Raw genomic sequence first — 18,969 nt, 5'->3', positions numbered from 1 at the left:
GCGGCGCGTTAACAGGCAGCATGAAAGGGAGACAAAGATGCTGCCCCACAACGCCCTGATCGTCGTGGCCGACGGCCGTTCCGCGACGCTGTTTCGCAATACGGCCAAGCATGGCCTTGAGCTGACGGAAACGGAACGGGTCACATTGGAAAGCCTGAACCAGCCCAAGGCCGGCGATGCCATCCCCGATGTCAATCCGGGCGATGACCCCGATATGTTCGCGCATCAGCTTGCCGATCACCTGAATGCGATGGTGCTGAAGCACAAGATCGATGACATCGCGGTGATCGCCGATCCCTCGACCTTGGGGGCGTTGCGCAGACGGTATCACAAGGAACTGCAGTTCCGCCTGCGCAAGGAGGTCGCCAAGAACCTGACCAATTCCGATCTGCGCAGTGTCGAGGACGCGTTGGCCTGACAGGGGGACGCCACCCGTGCCAGGGTGGCGTTTTCGTCACATCGCAGTCCAGCCGCCGTCCACGCTGATGGTCGTGCCGGTGATCTGCGCCGCCGCATCGCTGCACAGAAAGGCCGTGGTGTCGCCCAACTGCTCTACCGTGACGAAATCCTTGGAGGGCTGGCGCTCCAGCATCACCTTGTGGATCACCTCGTCCCGGGTCATGCCGTATTCCTTCATCGTGTCGGGGATCTGCGCCTCGACCAAGGGGGTCAGGACATAGCCGGGACATACCGCATTGCAAGTGATGGGTTCTTTCGCGGTTTCCAGGGCGGTGACCTTGGAAAATCCCACGATCCCGTGCTTGGCCGCGACATAGGCTGACTTGAAGGGGCTTGCCGTCAGCCCGTGGGCGGATGCGATGTTGACGATCCGGCCCCATCGGGCGGCGCGCATCATCGGCAAGGCGGCCGCAGTGGTGTGAAAGGCCGAGGTCAGGTTGATCGCGATGATCGCGTCCCATTTGTCCACGGGAAAATCTTGGATCGGTGCGACGTGCTGGATGCCTGCGTTGTTGACCAGGATATCGCAACGCCCCGCCTGTTCGATCAAGGCGCGGCATTCGGCGCCCTGCGACATATCCGCTTTGATATAGCGGACCGTTACGCCATGTTCCTCAGCCAGATTCCGGGCCAGGGCATGATCCTCGTCCCGGTCGGTGAAGCTGTTCAGGACGACATCCGCCCCGGCCATGGCCAGACGACGCGCCACCCCAAGCCCGATGCCAGAGTTGGAACCCGTCACGATTGCGGTTTTACCGCTTAGAAATTTTTGGAACATCGCCCCCCTCCTGACTGATGACATTAAACGGTCTGACTCAGGGCCAGATCGTTTGCAGGTGCAGCATGGGCAAAAAAAAACGCCCGCACAAGGCGGGCGCTAAGTCATGAGGCAGGTTTCATACAGGCAAGAAACCTATCGAGCAGTAAGCCATTTATACGCCAACAACCGTCAGAGTCCAACGAAGAAGTTCGACCCGCCATTGACGATCCCCATCCGAGTCAGTTGAATTTGTATCGAAAACAAGAAAAGCACGCGGACGGGCAATGAAAATCTTAAGAAACCTTAACAAATTCGCGTTTATCCGCGCCTTGTGCCTGATTTTGGGGGCTTTTCCGGGTGTTGCAACTATGCCGCTGCAAGGCCATGCCGCCCCTGCCCATGCCATTGCGATGTATGGTGAACCTGCTCTACCGCAGGGATTTTCCGCTCTGCCCTATGTCAACCCCGACGCGCCAGGGGGCGGGATGATTCGTTTGGCAGAGCCGGGGGGATTCGACTCGCTCAAGCCTTGGGTGCTGAAAGGCAATGCAGCATGGGGCGTCGGCATCCATGTGGCCGAGACGCTGATGTATCGCAGTCTGGACGAGCCGTTCACGCTTTACGGCCTTTTGGCCCAGTCGGTCGAAGCCGCGGCGGACCGGTCTTGGGTCGAATTCACCCTGCGCCCCGAGGCGCGGTTTTCGGATGGATCGCCCGTCACCGTGGCGGATGTGATGTGGTCCTATGAGACATTGGGCACCCAGGGCCATCCGCGCTATCACGGTGCCTGGTCCAAGGTCGTGAAGATGGAACAAACCGGCGACCGCAGCATCCGGTTTTCCTTCACTGAGAACGATCGGGAACTGGCCATGCTGATGGGCCTGCGCCCGGTCCTGAAAAAGGCGCAATGGGAGGGGAAGGAATTTTCTGCCTCGAGCCTGGACGTGCCCATCGGGTCCGGTCCCTACATTGTGGATCAGGTCGATCCGGGCCGCATGATCACCTTTCGCCGCGACCCCGATTATTGGGGCAAGGATCTGGCGGTCAATCGCGGGCGCAACAATCTGGATGTGATCCGCTATGACTATTTTGGCGATGCCAATGCCATGTTCGAGGCGTTCAAGGCGGGCGAGGTGACGGTCTGGAGAGAGTTGTCCGCGCTGAAATGGGATCGCGAATACGACTTTCCCCTGATGGCACGCGGCGATGCGGTCAAGGCCGAGATCCCCAACAGCCGGCCTTCAGGGATCATGGGCCTGGTGATGAACACCCGCAATCCGCTGTTTGCCGATTGGCGCGTGCGGCAGGCGATGATCGAGGCGTTCAATTTCCGCTTCATCAACACGACGCTGAACGGCGGCAAGGACCGGCGCATCACGTCCTACTTCGCCAATTCCACCCTGGCGATGCAGCCCGGTCCCGCGACCGGCCGCGTGGCCGACCTGCTGGCGCCCTTTGCCGCAGACCTGCCGCCGGGAACCATCGAAGGCTATACCCTGCCCGAGGGGTCGGACCGCGCGCTTGACCGTGCGGGCCTGCGCCGGGCCATTGCGCTGCTGTCGGATGCAGGCTGGACGGTGCGCGACGGCGTGCTGCAAAATGCGGAAGGCCGCCCATTCGCCTTCGAAATCCTGCTGAACCAGTCCGGCACCTCGATGCGCACGGCATCAGAAACCCAGCAGATCGCCGACATCTATGTCCAGGCGCTGCGCAACCTGGGAATGCAGGCGCGCATCACCCTGCTGGACTCGGCGCAGTTCGTGCAGCGCACCAATGAATTCCAGTTCGACATGACCTGGTATGAACGCGCCTTGTCGCTGTCGCCGGGCAACGAACAGCTGCTGTATTGGGGATCGGACGCCGCCGATCAGCCCGGCAGCCGCAACTGGATGGGCATGAAAAGCCCCGCTGCCGAGGCCGTGATCGCCGCCATGGTCAATTCGCAAACCGACGCCGATTTCACCGCAGCCGTGCGTGCCTTGGATCGAATCCTGACTGCCGGGCGTTACGTGATACCGGTCGGGTTCTCGCCGGTCTCGCGGCTGGCCCATGCCGCGGACCTGCGGTATCCTGCCGAAACAACGCCGCTTTACGGAGATTGGCCGGGCTTCATGCCCGAGCTTTGGTGGCAGGAGGCAGAGGAATGAGAGCAGTGATAGGCATGGCATTGGCCTGCGCGATGCTGGCCGGATGCAATACGGTCGCCGGCGTGGGCGAGGATATAACGGGCGTCGCAAACTGGGCGCAGTCGTCGATGGGAGGCGGATACTGATGAAATGGCAGCATGTGCAGCAGAACTGGGCCGCTTTCTATGAAGCGATCGTGGAAAAATGGCCCGAAGTCGATGAATCCGACCTGGACGAGATCGACGGCGATCAGCGCGCCTTCATAGCGCATCTGGCGGAAACGACCGGGCAGGAACCGTCCGAGATCCGCGAGGAATTGCGCGAATGGCTGGCCGGAGAGATACCGTCCGACGTGGTGATGGATCCCGCGCATGACAATCACTCAATCGCCCTCAGTGCCAAGTATGTGGGCGAGGGCGAGGATGAATTCGCCGATGATGCCCGTTTCGGGGATGACGACGAATATCCGAACGACGGCGACGACTGACCGTCAGGCGGCGCGCGGTCCCCACAGGATGATGGCCGCGCCCGCCAGGCAGACCACGGTCCCTGTCACGTCCCATTGATCCGGTCTGCGCCTCTCGGCCAGCCACATCCACAGAACCGACGCGGTGATGTAGACGCCGCCATAAACGGCATAGGCCCGGCCCGCGTGATCTGCCGGGATGAGCGTCAACACCCACGCGAACAACGCCAGCGATGCCATTCCCGGCAACAGCCACAGGGGCGATTTTTCCAGCCGGAACCAGGCCCAGAAGGCAAAACAGCCGGCGATTTCGGCCAAGGCGGCGATCAGGTAGAGCGCGAATGCCTGCATCGCGGCTGGATAGCGAAGGCCACGCGCAGCGTCCAGCACCCCTTTCCAGTTGCAACTGGCCTCTGCTTCTGTCAAATGCCGCCCGACGGGGGGATGACACGAAGGACCGTCGCGATGAATCGCACCATCAAGATCGCCATGGGCAGCATCGCAATCGGGATCGTGGTCCTTGCGCTGAAGACGCTGGCCTGGCGACTGACGGGGTCGGTGGCGCTGCTGTCGGATGCCTTGGAAAGCACCGTCAACGTGGCGACCGCCCTGGCCGCCCTTATCGCGATCCGCATTGCCCAGCGGCCTGCGGACCAAAGCCACCCTTACGGCCACCACAAGGCCGAATTCCTGTCCGCCGTGCTGGAAGGCGTCATGATCATCGTGGCAGCCCTGCTGATCCTGGAAGAAGCCTATCACGGCATCCGCAACCCCCGTCCGCTGGATGCGCCCGTGCTGGGCCTGGCAATCAATGCATTCGCCGGGGCCATCAACGCGGCCTGGTGCAGCGTCCTGATCCCCCAGGGCCGCCGCCTGAAATCGCCCGCATTGGTTGCGGACGGGCGGCACCTGTTGTCGGATGTCGTGACCTCGGCCGGGGTGATCCTGGGGGTTTCCCTGGCGATTGCGACGGGTCATGCGATCCTGGACCCCATCCTGGCGGCCGTGGTCGCCGTCAATATCCTGTGGTCGGGCTGGAAGGTGATGACCGCATCGCTGGGCGGGCTGATGGACCGGGCGGTGTCCGACGATATGCTGCGCGACATCCGGGCCACGATTTCCGACCATGCCGACGGCGCGATCGAGGCGCATGACCTGCGCACCCGCCATGCGGGCAGCATGACATTCATCGACTTTCATCTGGTGGTGGACGGCGAGACCCCGGTGGCCGAGGCCCACGCCATTTGCGACCGGATCGAAGCCGCGTTGCGGCGGCAACTGGACGACGCGCAGATCACCATCCATGTCGAACCCGAACACAAGGCCAAGCATTCGGGCGTTCTGGTGATCTAGGCCGCCAGCCTGACCCAGACGGGAACATGGTCGCTGGGCTTTTCCGCCGCGCGCGCATCCTTGTCGATGCCGGTTTCCACCAGAAGGTCGGCGGCTTGCGGCGACAGCAGCAGGTGGTCGATGCGGATGCCGTCGTCGCGCGACCAAGATCCCGCCTGATAATCCCAGAACGTGAACGGCCCGCGCGTGGCCCAAGGGTTGCGAATGCGCACGGCGTCCGTCCAGCCCTGGGCCACGATCCGGCGAAAGGCCGCGCGGCTTTCAGGCAGGAACAGCGCGTCATCGACCCAAGCTGCCGGACGAGCAGCGTCGCGCGGCTCCGGGATGACGTTGAAGTCGCCCAGCATCACTATCGGCATCTCGCTTGCCAGCAACTCTTCCGCGCGCAGGCGCAGCCGTTCCATCCAGGCCAGCTTGTAATCGTACTTCGGCCCCGGCGCGGGGTTGCCGTTGGGCAGATACAGCCCCGCGATGCGGACGGCCTGGGTGCCCAGCACCGTCGCCTCGATATAGCGGGCCTGTTCGTCCCCCTCGTCGCCGGGCAGGCCGCAAGTTACATCCTCCAGCGGCAGCCGGGACAGGATCGCCACGCCGTTGAAGCCCTTTTGTCCATGGGTTTCGACGGTCCAGCCCAGATCCTCGAAATGCTGTCGGGGAAACCCCTCGTCCACCGACTTGATTTCCTGCAGGACGACCAGATCGGCCCCCGATCCGGCCAGCCAGTCGGTCAGCGCCGGGATGCGGGCCTTGACGCCATTAATGTTGAATGTCGCGATTTTCATGGCCGCATCATCAGTGAATGCCGCGCGATTGGCAACCGCAGGAGGGAAGCTTGCGTTCACCCCCATGCGCCGCCTGCTTGCCCTGCTGCTGTTGATTGCCCTGGCCCTGCCCGCCTGGGCACAGGACCGGCCGCGCGCCGGGCTGATGTGGAACCGCAGCGGATTGCCCGCCACGCTGCCCCTGGTGGTCAAGACCATGACGGGGCAGGATTATGTCGTCTTCCTGGCGCCGCCTGACGGGGGCGATCCGGTCATGGCCGGCTATATCCGCGGCGGCAGTTTCTTTCGCCTGCTTGTCCCGCCCGGCACCTGGGACATCCGTTTCGCCCATGGCCGCGACTGGCAGGACGAAGATACGCTGTTTGGTCCGGCGACCGAATGGACCACCATGGACCAGCCGATGAGCTTTGGCGCATCGGTGGCGCGCAAGCACGGCTATATCATCCGGCTGATGGAAAGCGACGGCAGGATGACGGTCGTGTCCGCCGGGCCGCTGGATCTGTGCCAGGGACTGACCGTGACAACCGATCTGATCGAGCTGGACGAGGAACGCGAGGACGATTTGAACCGCCTGCCCACCCCCGGCCTGCGCAGGCTCGAGATCGATCTGGACACCCGCAACCGCGTCTGCGGCTAGATCGAGAAGGACGTGCCGCAGCCGCAACTGGCCGATGCGTTCGGGTTGTCGATGACAAAGCGCGCGCCGATCAATTCGTCGGCAAAGTCGATGACCGCCCCGGCCAGATAAGGCAGCGATACAGGATCGACCACGACCTTCTGGCCCGCGCCTTCCAGCACCAGATCGTCGGCCTCGGCCTGGTCCAGGCGGATGTCGTACTGGAACCCCGAACAGCCGCCCCCCGACACGGCCACGCGCAAGGGGCGAACATTGTCCGAATCGTTGATCTCGGCCAGTTTGGCAAAGGCGCGTTCGGTGACTTTGGGCGGCAGGTTCATGGGGCGTTCCCGTTTTCGTCGGCAGTTCCTAAATATAGGCTCGAACGCACCTGTTGCAAGGAAGGCCCTGCCCCCGTGAATGCCCCCTATGCCTGTCATCCCGACGCCAGCCGCGGGCGGCTGCACCCTGAACGGATGTCCACGTTTCGCAGTCCCTGGCAGCGCGACCGGGACAGGATCATCCATTCGTCGGCCTTCCGCCGCCTCAAGCACAAGACCCAGGTTTTCGTGGAACACGACGGCGAGGCCTATCGCGGCGATTATTTCCGCACCCGCCTGACCCACACGGTCGAGGTGGCCCAGGTCGCCCGCACCATCGCAGGCGCGCTTGGCCTCAACACGGATCTCGCCGAAACGGTGGCCTTGGCGCATGACCTGGGCCATCCCCCCTTCGGCCATACCGGCGAAGATGCCCTGGCGGCATTGATGGAACCCTATGGCGGCTTCGACCACAACGCCCAGGCACTGCGGATCGTCACCCGGCTGGAACGCCATTACGCCGATTTCGACGGGCTGAACCTGACGTGGGAGGCGTTGGAGGGCATCGCCAAACACAACGGTCCCGTCACCGGCCCCCTGCCCTATGCCCTGGCCGAGGTGAACGCGGACTGGGATCTGGAACTGCACACCAATGCCAGCGCGGAAGCCCAGGTCGCGGCAGTGGCCGACGACGTGGCCTATAACCATCACGACCTGCACGATGGGCTGCGCGCGGAACTGTTCACCGAAGACGAACTGGCCGAACTGCCCGTTGTCGGCCCCGCTTTTGCCGAGGTGGACCGACTTTACCCCGGACTGGACCCGACGCGCCGCCGCTACGAGGCGCTGCGCCGCGTCTTTGGCACCATGGTCGAGGACGTGATTGCCGTCGCCCAGAACCGCCTGGCCGGGTTGCAGCCGCAATCCGCGCAGGACATCCGCAACATGGACGGGCCGATCATCCGCTTTTCCAAGCCGCTCTACCAGAACATCAAGGCAATCAAGTCCTTCCTGTTCACGCGGATGTATCGCGCGCCCTCGGTCGTGGTGGAACGCGGCAACGTGACGGAGATGCTGAACGACCTGTTCCCGCTGTTCCTGCACGATCCGGGCCAGATGCCTGACCACTGGTCCAGCATCGCAAGGGAGGCGGGGGACGAGACGCAATGCGCCCGTGTCGTTCTTGATTACGTCGCAGGCATGACCGACCGTTTTGCCATCGCGGAACACCAGCGGCTGTTCAACGGGCAGTGATATTTTCGCCAGACCTGAACCTCTGCCTGCCCAATGCGTTCGGGGCTGAACCTTGGATGCAGAAAGGACGCAGGAATGTTCACGCGCAGCGGATCGGCCACTTGGCAGGGCGGGCTGAAGGACGGCAACGGCACCGTATCGACCCAATCGGGTGCCCTGAAAGAATTGTCCTATGGATTCAACAAGCGCTTCGGCGACGAGCCGGGCACCAACCCCGAGGAATTGATCGGTGCGGCCCATGCGTCGTGCTTCAGCATGGCGCTGGCCAATATGCTGTCGGGCGCGGGCCTTGGCGGTATCGACATCAAGACGACCTCCAAGATCACGCTGGAAAAGGATGGAGACGGCTTTACCGTTACCAAGGCCCATCTGGTCACGACCATCTCGGCCGACGGGGACAAGGCGCAGATCGAGGAATTGGCCCAGCAGGCCAAGGAAGGCTGCCCCATTTCCAAGCTGCTGAACGCCGAAGTTACGATGGAGGCGACAGTCGCCTGATGCGCATCCGGATCGGGCACGAGATGACGATACAGACGCCTCAGGACACCCCCCTGATCTGTCTCACCACGCCCGAGACGGCGCGGCAGCGTGACTATGTCTTCCCCGAGGACTTCACAACGACGCCCTCGGTCCCGGTCCAGAGCTATGTCGATCGCTTCGGGAATATCTGCCGGCGCATGATGGCGCCGGCTGGAGCCTTTACCATTTACAGCGACATCACGGTAAACGACCCCGGCACACGGGACGAGGCCGACCTCAATGCCGCCGAGTGGCCGGTCGAGGCATTGCCGACCGAGGTTCTGGGATTTCTGACCGCCTCGCGCTATGTCGAAACCGATCTGGTCAGTGACGAGGCCTGGCGGTTGTTCGGCAACATCGCGCCCGGCTGGAACCGGGTGCAATACATCGTCGATCATGTGAACGGCAGCCTGGTGTTCGACTATAAGCTGGCCTCGCAGTTCCGCACGGCGGCAAGCGCGCGGAACGACGGGGTCGCCGTCTGCCGTGACTTTGCGCATCTGGCGCTGGCCTATCTGCGGGCGCTGAACATCCCGGCACGCTACGTCAACGGCTATGTCGGCGATATCGGGGTGCCCCCGGCCGCTGCGGCGATGGATTTCGCCGCCTGGATCGAGGTGTTCCTGGGTGGGAAGTGGTGGACCTTTGATCCCCGCAACAACGAACGCCGCATTGGCCGCGTGGTGGTGGCGCGCGGACTGGACGCCGCGGACGTGCCCCTGATCAACACCTTCGGTCCCCATACCCTGACCGGCTTTCGGGTCTGGTGTTTTCCCGTGGATGACCAAGGGAACGAACTGGACGGGATGCTGTTCGCCTGACCTTGCCATTCCGGTCGCCGCATGACCTTCTGCCCCGATGCCATTCGGGGACAGTATCATGCATTTCCAGGGCCTTTCCGCCTTCCCGATCACCCCTGCCGATGCGGACGGAAAGGTGATCCCCGGCGATCTGCGCCGGATCGTCAGGCGGGCAGCGGATGCCGGGGTCGATTCGGTTTGCGTGCTGGGCAGCACCGGCGGCTTTGCCTATCTGGACCCCGATCAGCGCCACGTCGCCGTGGACGCGGCCATGGCCGAATTGGACGGCAGCCTGCCCCTGATCATGGGCGTCGGTGCATTGCGCACCGACATGGCCATCTCGCTTGCCCGCCATGCAAAGGCCGCCGGGGCGGACGCGCTGCTGGTGCCGCCGATATCCTACACTCCCCTGACGGATGACGAGGTGTTCACCCATTTCGCCGCCATCGCCGATGCGGGCGAGCTGCCGGTTTGCATCTACAACAACCCGACCACCACGCATTTCACTTTTTCGCCCGATCTGCTGGTCCGCCTGTCGGCCATTCCGCAGATCCGCGCGGTCAAGATGCCCCTGCCCGTACACGACGACTTCGTGACTGAAATCGCAGGTCTGCGCACCGACCTGCCGCAGGGGTTTTCCATCGGCTACAGCGGCGACCGGGGCTGCGGGGCGGCAATGCTGGCGGGGGCCGATGCCTTCTACAGCGTGGCTGCGGGCACCTGGCCCGAGGCCGCGCTGCGTCTGGTGAGGGCGGCCCAAGCGGGCGACAATCGGGAAGCCGATCGGATCGACGCGGGCTTTCAGCCGCTCTGGTCACTGTTTCGCCAATACGGCAGTTTCCGCGTCGTTCATCGTGCGGCCAACCTGATGGGCCTGTCGGATGCGCAACCGCCGCGTCCGATCCTGCCGCTTGCGCCCGATCACGACGTGGCGCTGCGCCATGCCATTTCCGCTCTGGAGGGGATCTGAAACCGGCATACCGTTGCATACCGATTGCCTATCGGTCTTTCGGCGGCTAGAACCGCGCGAAATCGCGAGGGAGCCTTTCCATGACCAAGACCCGCACCGAAACCGACAGCTTTGGCCCGCTGGAGGTTGACGCCAGCAAATACTGGGGCGCGCAGACCCAAAGGTCGATCCAGAACTTTCCCATTGGTTGGGAACGCCAGCCTGTCGCCATCATCCGCGCGTTGGGCGCGGTCAAGCTGGCGGCGGCACGCGTGAACCAGGCAAACGGCGACCTGGACGCCGGCATTGGCAATGCGATGGAACAGGCTGCAACCGAGGTGTTCGAGGGAAAGTTTGACGACAACTTTCCCCTGGTTGTCTGGCAGACGGGTTCCGGCACCCAGTCGAACATGAATGCCAACGAGGTGATTTCCAACCGCGCGATCGAGATCCTGGGCGGCGAACTGGGATCGAAAAAGCCGGTCCACCCCAACGACCACGTCAACATGAGCCAGTCGTCGAACGACACCTTCCCGACCGCGATGCACGTCGCCATCGGCATGGTCGCGCGTGACACCCTGATCCCGGGCCTGGAAAAGCTGCACAAGGCGCTTGAGGCAAAGGCGCAGGAATTCAAGGACATCATCAAGATCGGCCGCACGCACACGCAGGACGCGACGCCCCTGACGCTGGGCCAGGAATTCGGCGGCTATGCCCATCAGGTCGCCAAGGGGATCGAGCGGGTCAAGCTGGCGCTGACCGACATCTATGAACTGGCGCAGGGCGGCACGGCGGTTGGCACCGGCTTGAACACCAAGAAGGGCTGGGACACGGCCATCGCGGCGGAAATCGCCCGGATCACTGGCCTGCCCTTTGTCACCGCGCCGAACAAGTTCGAGGCTCTGGCCGCGCATGACGCGATGGTGTTCTTCTCGGGCGCGCTCAAGACGGTTGCGGCATCGCTGTTCAAGATCGCCAACGATATGCGCCTGCTGGGGTCCGGCCCGCGGTCGGGCCTGGGCGAATTGATCCTGCCAGAAAATGAACCCGGCTCGTCGATCATGCCCGGCAAGGTCAACCCGACCCAGGCCGAGGCGCTGACCATGGTCTGCGCCCATGTCATGGGCAATGACGCGGCGGTGGGCTTTGCCGGGTCACAGGGGCATTTCGAACTGAACGTCTATAACCCGATGATGTCCTATAACGTCCTGCAGTCCATGCAATTGCTGGGCGACGCGGCGGGGTCGTTCACCGACAGCATGGTGGTGGGCACCCAGGCGAACGTCGCGCGCATCGACAAGTTGATGAAGGAATCGCTGATGCTGGTGACGGCGCTGGCGCCGACCATCGGATACGACAACGCGACCAAGGTGGCCAAGACCGCGCACAAGAACGGCACCACCCTGCGCGAAGAAGCCATTGCCCTGGGTCTGGTGGATGGCGAAACCTTTGATCGCGTGGTCCGTCCCGAAGACATGATCGGTCCCAAGGATTGATCGCGGCTTGACCAATGGCGGCAGGGGCGCGGTATGATGGCCGCGCCCTTGTTCGTTGGATACGCATGACCAAGATCGTCAACCTGCGCCAGACCCGCAAGCAACGTGCCCGCGACGCAAAACGCGCGGCAGGCGATGCCAATGCTGCACGCTTTGGCGAGGCGAAGCCCGTCCGGGATGCCCGCCAGGCGGAAGCGGACCGCGCCGGTCGCGTGCTTGATGCGCATCGCCGCGACGATACCGCGACCGATGATTGACCTGCCGCCGATGACCCCGCCGGTCAAGCGGTCTGTGACGATCGACGGGCACCGCACGTCGGTTTCGCTGGAAGAGGCATTCTGGCGCGGTATCGCCGATGCCGCCCGCACGCGCGGCATGACCCGGGCGCACCTGATCGGGCAGATCGACCACGCTCGCCCGCCCGAGGTTGGTCTGGCGACGGCGCTGCGGCTGTTCGTGGTCGCGGACCTGCGGCGGCAGGACTGATCGCGTCCCGCGAGCAGCGGGGGACTTCGCGTCCCCCGGACCCCCTGCGGGATATTTGCGTGAAGAAGACCCTTAGCCGCGCAGGGTGCCGCCGGTGGCCTTTTGCACCTTGTCGATGATCTTCTGGCTGACGGCCTCGATTTCCGCATCGGTCAGGGTTTTCCCGCGAGGTTGCAGGCGGGCGGTGATGGCGATGGATTTCCGGCCGCCCTCCAGCCCGGTGAACTGGTCAAAGACCGTCACGCCGTCGATCAGCGCCTTGTCCGCGCCTGCGGCGGCATTGACCAGGGCCAAGGCCTCGACCTGAGGATCCACGACAAAGGCGAAGTCGCGTTCGACCGCCTGCAATTCCGAAATGGTCAGCGCGGGCCGTGTCGCCGTGCGGGTCTTGGGAAATGGCACGTTGGCGATGCGGACGGTGAAGGCGACGGCTGGACCCTTCACATCCAGGCTGCGCAGGATTCGCGGGTGGATTTCGCCAAAGGTCGCCAGCACATTCGGGCCAAGCGCGATATTGCCCGCGCGGCCCGGATGCCACCACGGATCCAGCTTGCGGTTCACCTGCACCTTGGCGGGCGCGCCGATGGAGGCCAGCACGGCCTCGGCATCGGCCTTGGCGTCGTAGAGATCGACCTTGCGGCGGCTGCCGAAAGGATCGCGGGGGGCGGTATTGCCGATCATCAGCCCTGCGATCTGCGTGGTCTGTTCGCCGGGTTCGCCCCCTGCGAAGACCGGGCCAAGCTCGAACAGCGCAAGGTCGGAAAACCCGCGTGCCTGGTTGCGGGCAGCAGCACTCAGCAGGCCTGGCAGCAGGTCGGGGCGCAGATGGGTCATTTCGCTGCTGATCGGGTTTTCGACCCTGACGGCATCCGAACCGCCGCCGAACAGTTCAGCCGAGGCGCGGTCGATGAAACTGTAGGTGACGCATTCATTATAGCCCAAAGCGGCGGCGTGACGCCGCGCGGTGCGTTCACGGACCTGCAAGGGGGTCAGGACCGGCTGCGGCACGCCGGGGCGCGGGCGCGGCAAGGGCTGGCCTTGCAGTTTCGTCAGGCTGGCAATGCGGGCGATTTCCTCGACAAGGTCGGCCTCTCCCAATACATCGGGACGCCAGGACGGTACATGGGCCATTTCGCCGTCCATGCGGAAACCAAGCGCCGTCAGCGTGGCACGCTGCTGGTCAGCCGGAATGTCCATGCCGACCAAGCTGGCAGTCCGCGCCGTGTCCAGCCGATAGGCGCGGGCAGTGTCGGGAACCGCCCCCGCCTCGATCACTTCGGACGGCTCGCCGCCGCACCAATCCAGGATCAGTTGTGTCGCCAGTTCAAGCCCCGGACGGGTGAACGCTGGATCAACGCCCCGTTCAAAGCGATAGCGGGCGTCGCTGTTGATCTTCAACGCCCGGCCCGCCGCTGCGATAGCGATGGAATCCCAATAGGCGCTTTCCAGAAAGACATCGGTCGTGTCGTCCGAACAGCCCGAGTGTTCGCCCCCCATGATGCCCGCGATGCTTTCCGGGCCATTCGCATCGGCGATCACCATGGCGCCATCGGGCAGCGCATAGGTCTTGCCGTCGAGGGCCAGGATTTCCTCGCCCGGCGCTGCGGAACGGACAAGAAGGTTGCCGGAAACCTTTGCCATGTCAAAGACATGAAGCGGCCTGTTCAAGTCATAGGTGAATAGGTTGGTGATATCGACAAGGGCGTTGATGGGCCGCAGGCCAATGGCGCGCAACCGCTGTTGCAGCCATTCCGGCGAAGGACCGTTCCTGACGCTGCGGATCACCCGGCCTGCGAAATAGGGGGCCTTGTCCGCAATCTTGGGGTCGATGGAAACAGCGATGGGGCTGGCAAAGCGCCCTGCCACCACAGTACCGGCAACGGGCTTCAGCACCCCCAGGCCCCGCGCCGCGAGGTCGCGTGCGATGCCATGGACGCCAAGCGCGTCTGGGCGGTTGGGCGTGATCTTGATGTGGATCATCGGGTCAACCTTGTCCGGCGCATTTTCGGCAAGCCAGTCCACGAACCGCTGCCCCACCTCGCCCGAGGGCAGCTCGATGATGCCGTCATGTTCCTCGGACAGTTCCAGTTCCCGTTCCGACGCCATCATGCCGTGGCTTTCGATGCCCCGGATCTTGCCCACGCCCAGCGTCACGTCGATGCCGGGGACATAGTCGCCGGGCTTGGCCAGAACCACGGTGATGCCTTCGCGGGCATTGGGGGCGCCGCAGACGATCTGCTTTTCCCCCTCGTCGGTCATGACGCGGCAAACGCGCAGGCGGTCGGCGTCCGGGTGCTGCTGGGCGTGCAGCACGCGCGCCAGGGTGAAAGCCTTCAGCTTCGCTGCCGGATCACGAACCTCCTCGACCTCCAAGCCCAGGTCGGTCAACGCCTCGGTGATCTGGTCCAGGGTCGCGGTTGTGTCCAGATGCTCTTTGAGCCAGGAGAGGGTGAACTTCATGACTTCGCTTTCCGGTTACGTCAGCACGGGCATTTGCCAGCGTTGAACCGTTCCGGGGCGGGATGGTCAAGCGCCAAGCTGCCCCAATCCGCCGAAATCTTGCAGGCGGTGATTGCCCAAGGCCCATGGGAATGCCAGAACGGGCGAAAATCTCTTCCCAAGGTCGATCATGCCATATCCTCATCATCCGGTCCTTGCCGGTCTGACCCTTGCAGCCGCCATGAGCCTGGGCCTGCCCGCCGCCGCGCAACAGGCATCGGACAGCACGCCGGTCTGCGGCGGCGATGCGCAATGGCTGGAGGGTGATGGCAGCCAGGACATCGCCGCCAGCCCGGCCGCGCTGTCGGCCCAAGCGCAGGTGGCGGGCGGACAGCAGGCGCTTTTCGCCTTTCGCACGGGCGCTGCAAGCCAGGCCCTGCGGGTCGAGGCAAGCGCGTCGGACGGCGATCCCGCGATCACCCTGCTGACCGAGGACGGGGACGTGATCGCGGAAAACGACGATACGCCGGTATCGCTGAACTCGGCCCTCGAGACAACCGTTGGACCGGGCGTTTATTGCGTTGCGGTCCGGTCGGTGGGAAACAGCGCCATGTCGGCCACGGTCCAGGTCTCGCGCCCCGAGCAAGCCGCGCTGCCGCAGGGCGGAGACGATGCGGGCATCAACCGGATCGCCGCCTGTACACCGGACACTCCGGCCGAGTCCTTGGTTCAGGGCGTTTTGGACGAACGCCTGGGCCAGGGGGCCGTGACGGCGACGCAGGACGGCACGCAGACGGGATACTACCGTTTCAGCCTGGCACAGGGAATGCCGCTGACGCTGCGCGCCGCAAGTCCGACGCTGGATCCCATGCTGCGCCTGTATGACGCCCAAGGCGCCCTGCTGGGAGAAAACGACGATGCCGACGGGCTGAATTCGCGTCTGGATTTCGCCACGGCCCTGACGCCGGGGGATTACTGCGTCGCGGTTGCCGCGCTTTCCGCGCAGCCGGGCGAACTGACAGTCAGCGCGGAAAAGCTGGACGTGGAGGCTTTCCTGCGCAATGCCTATCGCAAGGGGGAACTGAGCCCGCCTGCGGACGGCTCCCATCCGATCCAGGCGGTCGACCTGGCGCAGGTCACGCAGACGGTTGTCCTGCATGACGGCGCCACGCAATGGCTGGGCTTCGATCTGGACCAGCCGACCGTGGTCATCATCAATGCCTTTGGCGGGCTTGTCGGGGCCGATCCCAGGCTGGTGCTGTTCGCCGCATCAGGCGCAGTTGCGGGCGAAAACGACGATGCCGATGGCGGCACGGATGCCCGCTTGGGTCCGGTGCTGCTGGAGCCGGGCCGCTATCACCTGGGGGTGGTCGATGTCGGGCGCAACGATGGCAGCGCCGGGCCGATCCGTCCCATCGGCCTGACCTTCGACCGTTTCCTAAGGGCCGAGTAATCTTGCACCCCTGCCCGCCAATCCTATCTATCAAGCAAAGGGGCGGCGGTTCCGCCCCCTCTGATAGGAGAAGCCCTTGTCGGACAATGTCCAGCAACAGCTGTTGATCGAACAGCGCGTCGCAAACGAATCGAAATCGCAGCTGGTCGCCTATCTGCTGGCGGTCCTGTTATGGGGACTGGGCGTTCACCGCATGTATCTGGGCCGCTGGGTCAGCGGCATTATCATGCTGATCCTGTCCGGCATAGGCGCGTTGACCGCGCCCATCCTGATCGGCTGGATCCCCCTGGCCTTTGTCTGGGTCTGGGCGGTCATCGACCTGTTCCTGATCCCCGGCATGATCCGCGACGACCAGGCCGTGATCCGGCAACGGCTGATGGCAGGACGCTGGTAACAAAAAGGCCGCGCAGGCAATCGCCCGCGCGGCCTTTCCTTTCCAGGCGATCGCCTTATTTCGGGGCGATCATCATCACCATCTGCCGGCCTTCCAGCTTTGGCATGGATTCGACCTTGCCCGCTTCGCCCACGTCGGTACGGACGCGGTTCAGCAGTTCCAGTCCCAGATCCTGGTGGGCCATCTCGCGACCGCGAAAGCGCAGGGTCACCTTGACCTTGTCGCCTTCCTCCAGGAACTTCATCACGGATCGCATCTTGACATCATAGTCATGGGTATCGGTTCCCGGACGGAACTTGATTTCCTTGATCTCGATGATCTTCTGCTTCTTGCGAGCCTCGGCCTCGCGCTTTTGCTGTTCATACTTGAACTTGCCTAGGTCCATGACCTTGCAGACCGGAGGGGTCGCATTGGGCGAGATTTCGACCAGATCCAGCCCGGCGTCCTGCGCCATCTGCAACCCGACCGAGGGCGGAACCACGCCGACATTCTCTCCATCGGCGCCGATCAGGCGGATTTCGGACACGCGGATGCGTTCGTTCACGCGGGGTCCAGTATCACGGGTGGGCGGTGCGTTATGCGGTCGGCGGGCTATGGCTGTGCTCCTTTGATAGCCAAATCGGAATAGACGGAAAATAAGCGTCCAAACGGGATTGTTCAACTGGATTTGATGCTTTGCCCAAAGGCGGGGCCAAATCCCCCTGCCTTTGTGCGCGCCCGGCGCCTTTTCCGTGCCGCGCCCCTGTGCCATAGCTGGCGAAACGTCTGCAAGGAACCGTCCGCCATGCGCATTCTTCTGGCCCTGATCGTGATTCTGACCCTTGGCCTGGGAGGATGGTGGATCTGGCAAGACGGTCGGCTGGCGCAAGACGTGCCCGCACCTGACGCGCCAGTGGCGGCCGACACCGCCGCAGCCACCCAGGCGACCGAGGCTGCGGCCGATGCCGCAGCCGATGCCGCAGCCATTGCAGCCGATGTGGCTGCAGAGGCGGTCGAAGCGTCCGAGGAAGCGGGCGTGGCCCCCGTCAGCGACGCGGCCGCCGAGGCCGAGGCCGCAGCCGAGGCTGCGCTGGAGGCTGCGGACCGTGCGGCAGATGCCGCAGCCACCGCCGCCAGTGGCGCCGTCGCCCCCGTGGCCCAAGCGGCCCAGGATGCCGCACAGGCCGCCAATGATGCAGCCGCCGCGACGGACCAGGCCGCAACCGCTGCCGTTGCCGCGACGCGCATTCAGTCGCTGTTGACGCCCGAAGGGTTTGACGCGGCCCAGGTCGCCCGGATCATCGACGACGCCGCCCTTGGCGATGCGCAGAAAGCCACGCTGAAACGGCTGGTCGAAACCGCCGGGTCCAACCCGGACCTGCTGAGGCAGGCCCTGGATCAGGTCAAGGCCGTGATGCCGTGACAGCCCATCCGCCGCTGGCGGCCTTTCTGAAATCGCGTCCATCGGTTCTGGGCCGCGGTCCCATTGCCATCATCCTGATCGAAGACGATGCGGCGGTCGAGGAAACCCTGCTCCATCACCTTGGCCTCGGGTTCCGCCATATCCTGGCCTTGTCGCCCGATCCTGTCACCCTGCCCCCGGATCTAGCGGGCCGCGTCACCAACCTGCATTGGAACGCCCGCGATTCCATGGCCCATCAGGGTGCAGTCAATGCGGTGATCGCTGCCGTTCCTGCAGGAACCTGGCTTTATTACTGCTACAACGCGGAATTCCTGTTCTTCCCCTTTTCGGAAACCCGCAGCGTGGCCGAGCTTCTGGCCTTTCACGCCGAGGAACGGCGCAGCGCCATGCTGACCTATGTCATCGACCTTTACTCGACAAACCTGACACGCGATCCGAACGCGGTCAGCCTGACAGAGGCGATGTTCGACCGTGCGGGGTATTTCGCGCTTGGCCGCAAGGGACCGGATGGGCAGCCGCTGGACCGGCAACTGGATTTTCATGGCGGTCTGCGGTGGCGGTTCGAGGAACACGTCGCCCCCGCCCGCCGCCGCATAGACCGTATCGCCTTGTTCCGCGCGGCGCCCGGCCTGCACCTGGAAGCCGACCACAGGTTCGGCATTCCCGAATACAACACCTATGCCTGCCCCTGGCACAACAACCTGACCGCCGCCGTTGCGTCATTCCGCGCCGCCAAGGCTCTGGCCAAGAATCCCGGTTCCCGGGAAGCAGTGGGCAGTTTTCAGTGGCGGAACTCGGAACGCTTCCAATGGAACGCACAGCAACTGATGGATCTGGGGCTGATGGAACCCGGACAATGGTTCTAGCCGCAAGGGGATAGGAACGTCACAATCTC

Annotated in this window: 23 protein-coding genes; 17 read left to right on the top strand and 6 right to left on the bottom strand. The window is 64.0% G+C overall.

The genetic code is table 11. The features are described from left to right. The first annotated feature begins 37 nt into the window (after positions 1–37). Positions 38–418, top strand: coding sequence for a baeRF12 domain-containing protein (locus tag Q5701_RS06970; RefSeq protein WP_306754544.1), 381 nt, complete (start codon positions 38–40; stop codon positions 416–418). Between the two features lie 36 nt (positions 419–454). Here Q5701_RS06970 and Q5701_RS06965 read toward each other — a convergent pair whose 3' ends face one another. Continuing rightward, positions 455–1,237 carry a 3-hydroxybutyrate dehydrogenase gene (locus Q5701_RS06965; RefSeq protein WP_306754543.1) on the bottom strand — a complete coding sequence of 261 codons (783 nt, stop codon included), beginning with the start codon at positions 1,235–1,237 and terminating at the stop codon, positions 455–457. A 350-nt stretch (positions 1,238–1,587) separates the two neighbouring features. Between Q5701_RS06965 and Q5701_RS06960 the strand changes: the two genes are divergently transcribed. Genes Q5701_RS06960 through Q5701_RS06950 form a run of 3 tightly spaced genes read left to right on the top strand, consistent with a single transcriptional unit; the run spans position 1,588 to position 3,832 of the window. Next, entirely contained in the window at positions 1,588–3,366 is a 1,779-nt protein-coding gene (locus Q5701_RS06960; protein ID WP_306755362.1) for an extracellular solute-binding protein, read from the top strand. Then, complete coding sequence (locus Q5701_RS06955; RefSeq protein ID WP_256445604.1) at positions 3,363–3,491, top strand: hypothetical protein; 129 nt, start codon at positions 3,363–3,365, stop codon at positions 3,489–3,491. The genes Q5701_RS06960 and Q5701_RS06955 overlap by 4 nt, the downstream gene beginning before the upstream one ends. Then, a complete protein-coding gene (locus Q5701_RS06950; RefSeq protein ID WP_306754542.1) occupies positions 3,491–3,832 on the top strand; it encodes a hypothetical protein in 342 nt (113 codons plus the stop codon). Before Q5701_RS06955 ends, Q5701_RS06950 begins: the two co-directional genes overlap by 1 nt. Before the next feature lie 3 nt (positions 3,833–3,835). Here Q5701_RS06950 and Q5701_RS06945 read toward each other — a convergent pair whose 3' ends face one another. Next, positions 3,836–4,162 (bottom strand): YnfA family protein, encoded by a 327-nt coding sequence (locus Q5701_RS06945; protein ID WP_306755361.1) that lies wholly within the window; start codon positions 4,160–4,162, stop codon positions 3,836–3,838. 114 nt (positions 4,163–4,276) lie between these two features. Here Q5701_RS06945 and Q5701_RS06940 point away from each other — a divergent pair, with 114 nt between their 5' ends. Then, the gene (locus Q5701_RS06940; RefSeq protein WP_306754541.1) at positions 4,277–5,164 is read left to right on the top strand and encodes a cation diffusion facilitator family transporter; all 888 of its coding nucleotides are present in this window, start codon (positions 4,277–4,279) and stop codon (positions 5,162–5,164) included. On the opposite strand, the gene xth is transcribed toward Q5701_RS06940, so the two are convergent. Then, complete coding sequence (gene xth, locus Q5701_RS06935) at positions 5,161–5,946, bottom strand: exodeoxyribonuclease III (RefSeq protein WP_306754540.1); 786 nt, start codon at positions 5,944–5,946, stop codon at positions 5,161–5,163. The genes Q5701_RS06940 and xth overlap by 4 nt on opposite strands. Before the next feature lie 64 nt (positions 5,947–6,010). Here xth and Q5701_RS06930 point away from each other — a divergent pair, with 64 nt between their 5' ends. Beyond that, positions 6,011–6,583: a hypothetical protein gene (locus tag Q5701_RS06930; protein WP_306754539.1), complete on the top strand. Its 573-nt coding sequence runs from the start codon at positions 6,011–6,013 to the stop codon at positions 6,581–6,583. On the opposite strand, the gene Q5701_RS06925 is transcribed toward Q5701_RS06930, so the two are convergent. Then, complete coding sequence (locus Q5701_RS06925) at positions 6,580–6,903, bottom strand: HesB/IscA family protein (protein WP_234853156.1); 324 nt, start codon at positions 6,901–6,903, stop codon at positions 6,580–6,582. The two genes, Q5701_RS06930 and Q5701_RS06925, sit on opposite strands and share 4 nt — an antisense overlap. Positions 6,904–7,038: 135 nt before the next feature. Here Q5701_RS06925 and Q5701_RS06920 point away from each other — a divergent pair, with 135 nt between their 5' ends. The 7 genes from Q5701_RS06920 (at position 7,039) to Q5701_RS06890 (ending at position 12,386) form a co-directional block, all read left to right on the top strand. After that, positions 7,039–8,136 (top strand): deoxyguanosinetriphosphate triphosphohydrolase, encoded by a 1,098-nt coding sequence (locus Q5701_RS06920; RefSeq protein ID WP_373568651.1) that lies wholly within the window; start codon positions 7,039–7,041, stop codon positions 8,134–8,136. A 75-nt stretch (positions 8,137–8,211) separates the two neighbouring features. Further along, positions 8,212–8,634, top strand: a complete 423-nt coding sequence (locus Q5701_RS06915; RefSeq protein WP_306754536.1) for an OsmC family protein — start codon at positions 8,212–8,214, stop codon at positions 8,632–8,634. Continuing rightward, positions 8,634–9,476 carry a transglutaminase-like domain-containing protein gene (locus Q5701_RS06910; RefSeq protein WP_306754535.1) on the top strand — a complete coding sequence of 281 codons (843 nt, stop codon included), beginning with the start codon at positions 8,634–8,636 and terminating at the stop codon, positions 9,474–9,476. Before Q5701_RS06915 ends, Q5701_RS06910 begins: the two co-directional genes overlap by 1 nt. 58 nt (positions 9,477–9,534) lie before the next feature. After that, positions 9,535–10,425: a dihydrodipicolinate synthase family protein gene (locus Q5701_RS06905; RefSeq protein ID WP_306754533.1), complete on the top strand. Its 891-nt coding sequence runs from the start codon at positions 9,535–9,537 to the stop codon at positions 10,423–10,425. Between the two features lie 80 nt (positions 10,426–10,505). Beyond that, positions 10,506–11,900, top strand: coding sequence for a class II fumarate hydratase (gene fumC, locus Q5701_RS06900; RefSeq protein ID WP_306754532.1), 1,395 nt, complete (start codon positions 10,506–10,508; stop codon positions 11,898–11,900). A gap of 65 nt (positions 11,901–11,965) precedes the next feature. Next, positions 11,966–12,157 carry a DUF4169 family protein gene (locus Q5701_RS06895; protein ID WP_306754531.1) on the top strand — a complete coding sequence of 64 codons (192 nt, stop codon included), beginning with the start codon at positions 11,966–11,968 and terminating at the stop codon, positions 12,155–12,157. Then, positions 12,150–12,386 carry a ribbon-helix-helix domain-containing protein gene (locus Q5701_RS06890; RefSeq protein WP_306754530.1) on the top strand — a complete coding sequence of 79 codons (237 nt, stop codon included), beginning with the start codon at positions 12,150–12,152 and terminating at the stop codon, positions 12,384–12,386. Before Q5701_RS06895 ends, Q5701_RS06890 begins: the two co-directional genes overlap by 8 nt. A gap of 72 nt (positions 12,387–12,458) precedes the next feature. On the opposite strand, the gene pheT is transcribed toward Q5701_RS06890, so the two are convergent. Beyond that, the gene (gene pheT / locus Q5701_RS06885) at positions 12,459–14,846 is read right to left on the bottom strand and encodes a phenylalanine--tRNA ligase subunit beta (RefSeq protein ID WP_306754529.1); all 2,388 of its coding nucleotides are present in this window, start codon (positions 14,844–14,846) and stop codon (positions 12,459–12,461) included. A 169-nt stretch (positions 14,847–15,015) separates the two neighbouring features. On the opposite strand from pheT, the gene Q5701_RS06880 reads away from it, so the two are divergent. Continuing rightward, entirely contained in the window at positions 15,016–16,278 is a 1,263-nt protein-coding gene (locus tag Q5701_RS06880; protein WP_306754528.1) for a hypothetical protein, read from the top strand. 76 nt (positions 16,279–16,354) lie between these two features. Continuing rightward, positions 16,355–16,672, top strand: a complete 318-nt coding sequence (locus tag Q5701_RS06875) for a TM2 domain-containing protein (RefSeq protein WP_306754527.1) — start codon at positions 16,355–16,357, stop codon at positions 16,670–16,672. A 55-nt stretch (positions 16,673–16,727) separates the two neighbouring features. Here Q5701_RS06875 and infC read toward each other — a convergent pair whose 3' ends face one another. Next, a complete protein-coding gene (gene infC / locus Q5701_RS06870; protein WP_234853167.1) occupies positions 16,728–17,216 on the bottom strand; it encodes a translation initiation factor IF-3 in 489 nt (162 codons plus the stop codon). 240 nt (positions 17,217–17,456) lie between these two features. Between infC and Q5701_RS06865 the strand changes: the two genes are divergently transcribed. Further along, complete coding sequence (locus Q5701_RS06865) at positions 17,457–18,074, top strand: hypothetical protein (RefSeq protein WP_306754526.1); 618 nt, start codon at positions 17,457–17,459, stop codon at positions 18,072–18,074. Beyond that, positions 18,071–18,940, top strand: a complete 870-nt coding sequence (locus tag Q5701_RS06860) for a glycosyltransferase family 2 protein (RefSeq protein WP_306754525.1) — start codon at positions 18,071–18,073, stop codon at positions 18,938–18,940. The genes Q5701_RS06865 and Q5701_RS06860 overlap by 4 nt, the downstream gene beginning before the upstream one ends. Positions 18,941–18,969: the final 29 nt, after the last annotated feature.

It is taken from the genome of Paracoccus actinidiae, assembly GCF_030863885.1.
Taxonomy (GTDB): Bacteria; Pseudomonadota; Alphaproteobacteria; order Rhodobacterales; family Rhodobacteraceae; genus Paracoccus; species Paracoccus everestensis.
Note: the sequence above shows the minus strand (reverse complement) of the source record. Positions and strands in the feature narration are given on the sequence as shown.

Bases quoted from the DNA above. Each gene is read 5' to 3' on its own strand.
- Q5701_RS06970 (WP_306754544.1), top strand. From the start codon at position 38: ATGCTGCCCCACAACGCCCTGATCGTCGTGGCCGACGGCCGTTCCGCG.
- Q5701_RS06965 (WP_306754543.1), bottom strand. From the start codon at position 1,237: ATGTTCCAAAAATTTCTAAGCGGTAAAACCGCAATCGTGACGGGTTCC.
- Q5701_RS06960 (WP_306755362.1), top strand. From the start codon at position 1,588: ATGCCGCTGCAAGGCCATGCCGCCCCTGCCCATGCCATTGCGATGTAT.
- Q5701_RS06955 (WP_256445604.1), top strand. From the start codon at position 3,363: ATGAGAGCAGTGATAGGCATGGCATTGGCCTGCGCGATGCTGGCCGGA.
- Q5701_RS06950 (WP_306754542.1), top strand. From the start codon at position 3,491: ATGAAATGGCAGCATGTGCAGCAGAACTGGGCCGCTTTCTATGAAGCG.
- Q5701_RS06945 (WP_306755361.1), bottom strand. From the start codon at position 4,162: ATGCAGGCATTCGCGCTCTACCTGATCGCCGCCTTGGCCGAAATCGCC.
- Q5701_RS06940 (WP_306754541.1), top strand. From the start codon at position 4,277: ATGAATCGCACCATCAAGATCGCCATGGGCAGCATCGCAATCGGGATC.
- xth (WP_306754540.1), bottom strand. From the start codon at position 5,946: ATGAAAATCGCGACATTCAACATTAATGGCGTCAAGGCCCGCATCCCG.
- Q5701_RS06930 (WP_306754539.1), top strand. From the start codon at position 6,011: ATGCGCCGCCTGCTTGCCCTGCTGCTGTTGATTGCCCTGGCCCTGCCC.
- Q5701_RS06925 (WP_234853156.1), bottom strand. From the start codon at position 6,903: ATGAACCTGCCGCCCAAAGTCACCGAACGCGCCTTTGCCAAACTGGCC.
- Q5701_RS06920 (WP_373568651.1), top strand. From the start codon at position 7,039: ATGTCCACGTTTCGCAGTCCCTGGCAGCGCGACCGGGACAGGATCATC.
- Q5701_RS06915 (WP_306754536.1), top strand. From the start codon at position 8,212: ATGTTCACGCGCAGCGGATCGGCCACTTGGCAGGGCGGGCTGAAGGAC.
- Q5701_RS06910 (WP_306754535.1), top strand. From the start codon at position 8,634: ATGCGCATCCGGATCGGGCACGAGATGACGATACAGACGCCTCAGGAC.
- Q5701_RS06905 (WP_306754533.1), top strand. From the start codon at position 9,535: ATGCATTTCCAGGGCCTTTCCGCCTTCCCGATCACCCCTGCCGATGCG.
- fumC (WP_306754532.1), top strand. From the start codon at position 10,506: ATGACCAAGACCCGCACCGAAACCGACAGCTTTGGCCCGCTGGAGGTT.
- Q5701_RS06895 (WP_306754531.1), top strand. From the start codon at position 11,966: ATGACCAAGATCGTCAACCTGCGCCAGACCCGCAAGCAACGTGCCCGC.
- Q5701_RS06890 (WP_306754530.1), top strand. From the start codon at position 12,150: ATGATTGACCTGCCGCCGATGACCCCGCCGGTCAAGCGGTCTGTGACG.
- pheT (WP_306754529.1), bottom strand. From the start codon at position 14,846: ATGAAGTTCACCCTCTCCTGGCTCAAAGAGCATCTGGACACAACCGCG.
- Q5701_RS06880 (WP_306754528.1), top strand. From the start codon at position 15,016: ATGCCATATCCTCATCATCCGGTCCTTGCCGGTCTGACCCTTGCAGCC.
- Q5701_RS06865 (WP_306754526.1), top strand. From the start codon at position 17,457: ATGCGCATTCTTCTGGCCCTGATCGTGATTCTGACCCTTGGCCTGGGA.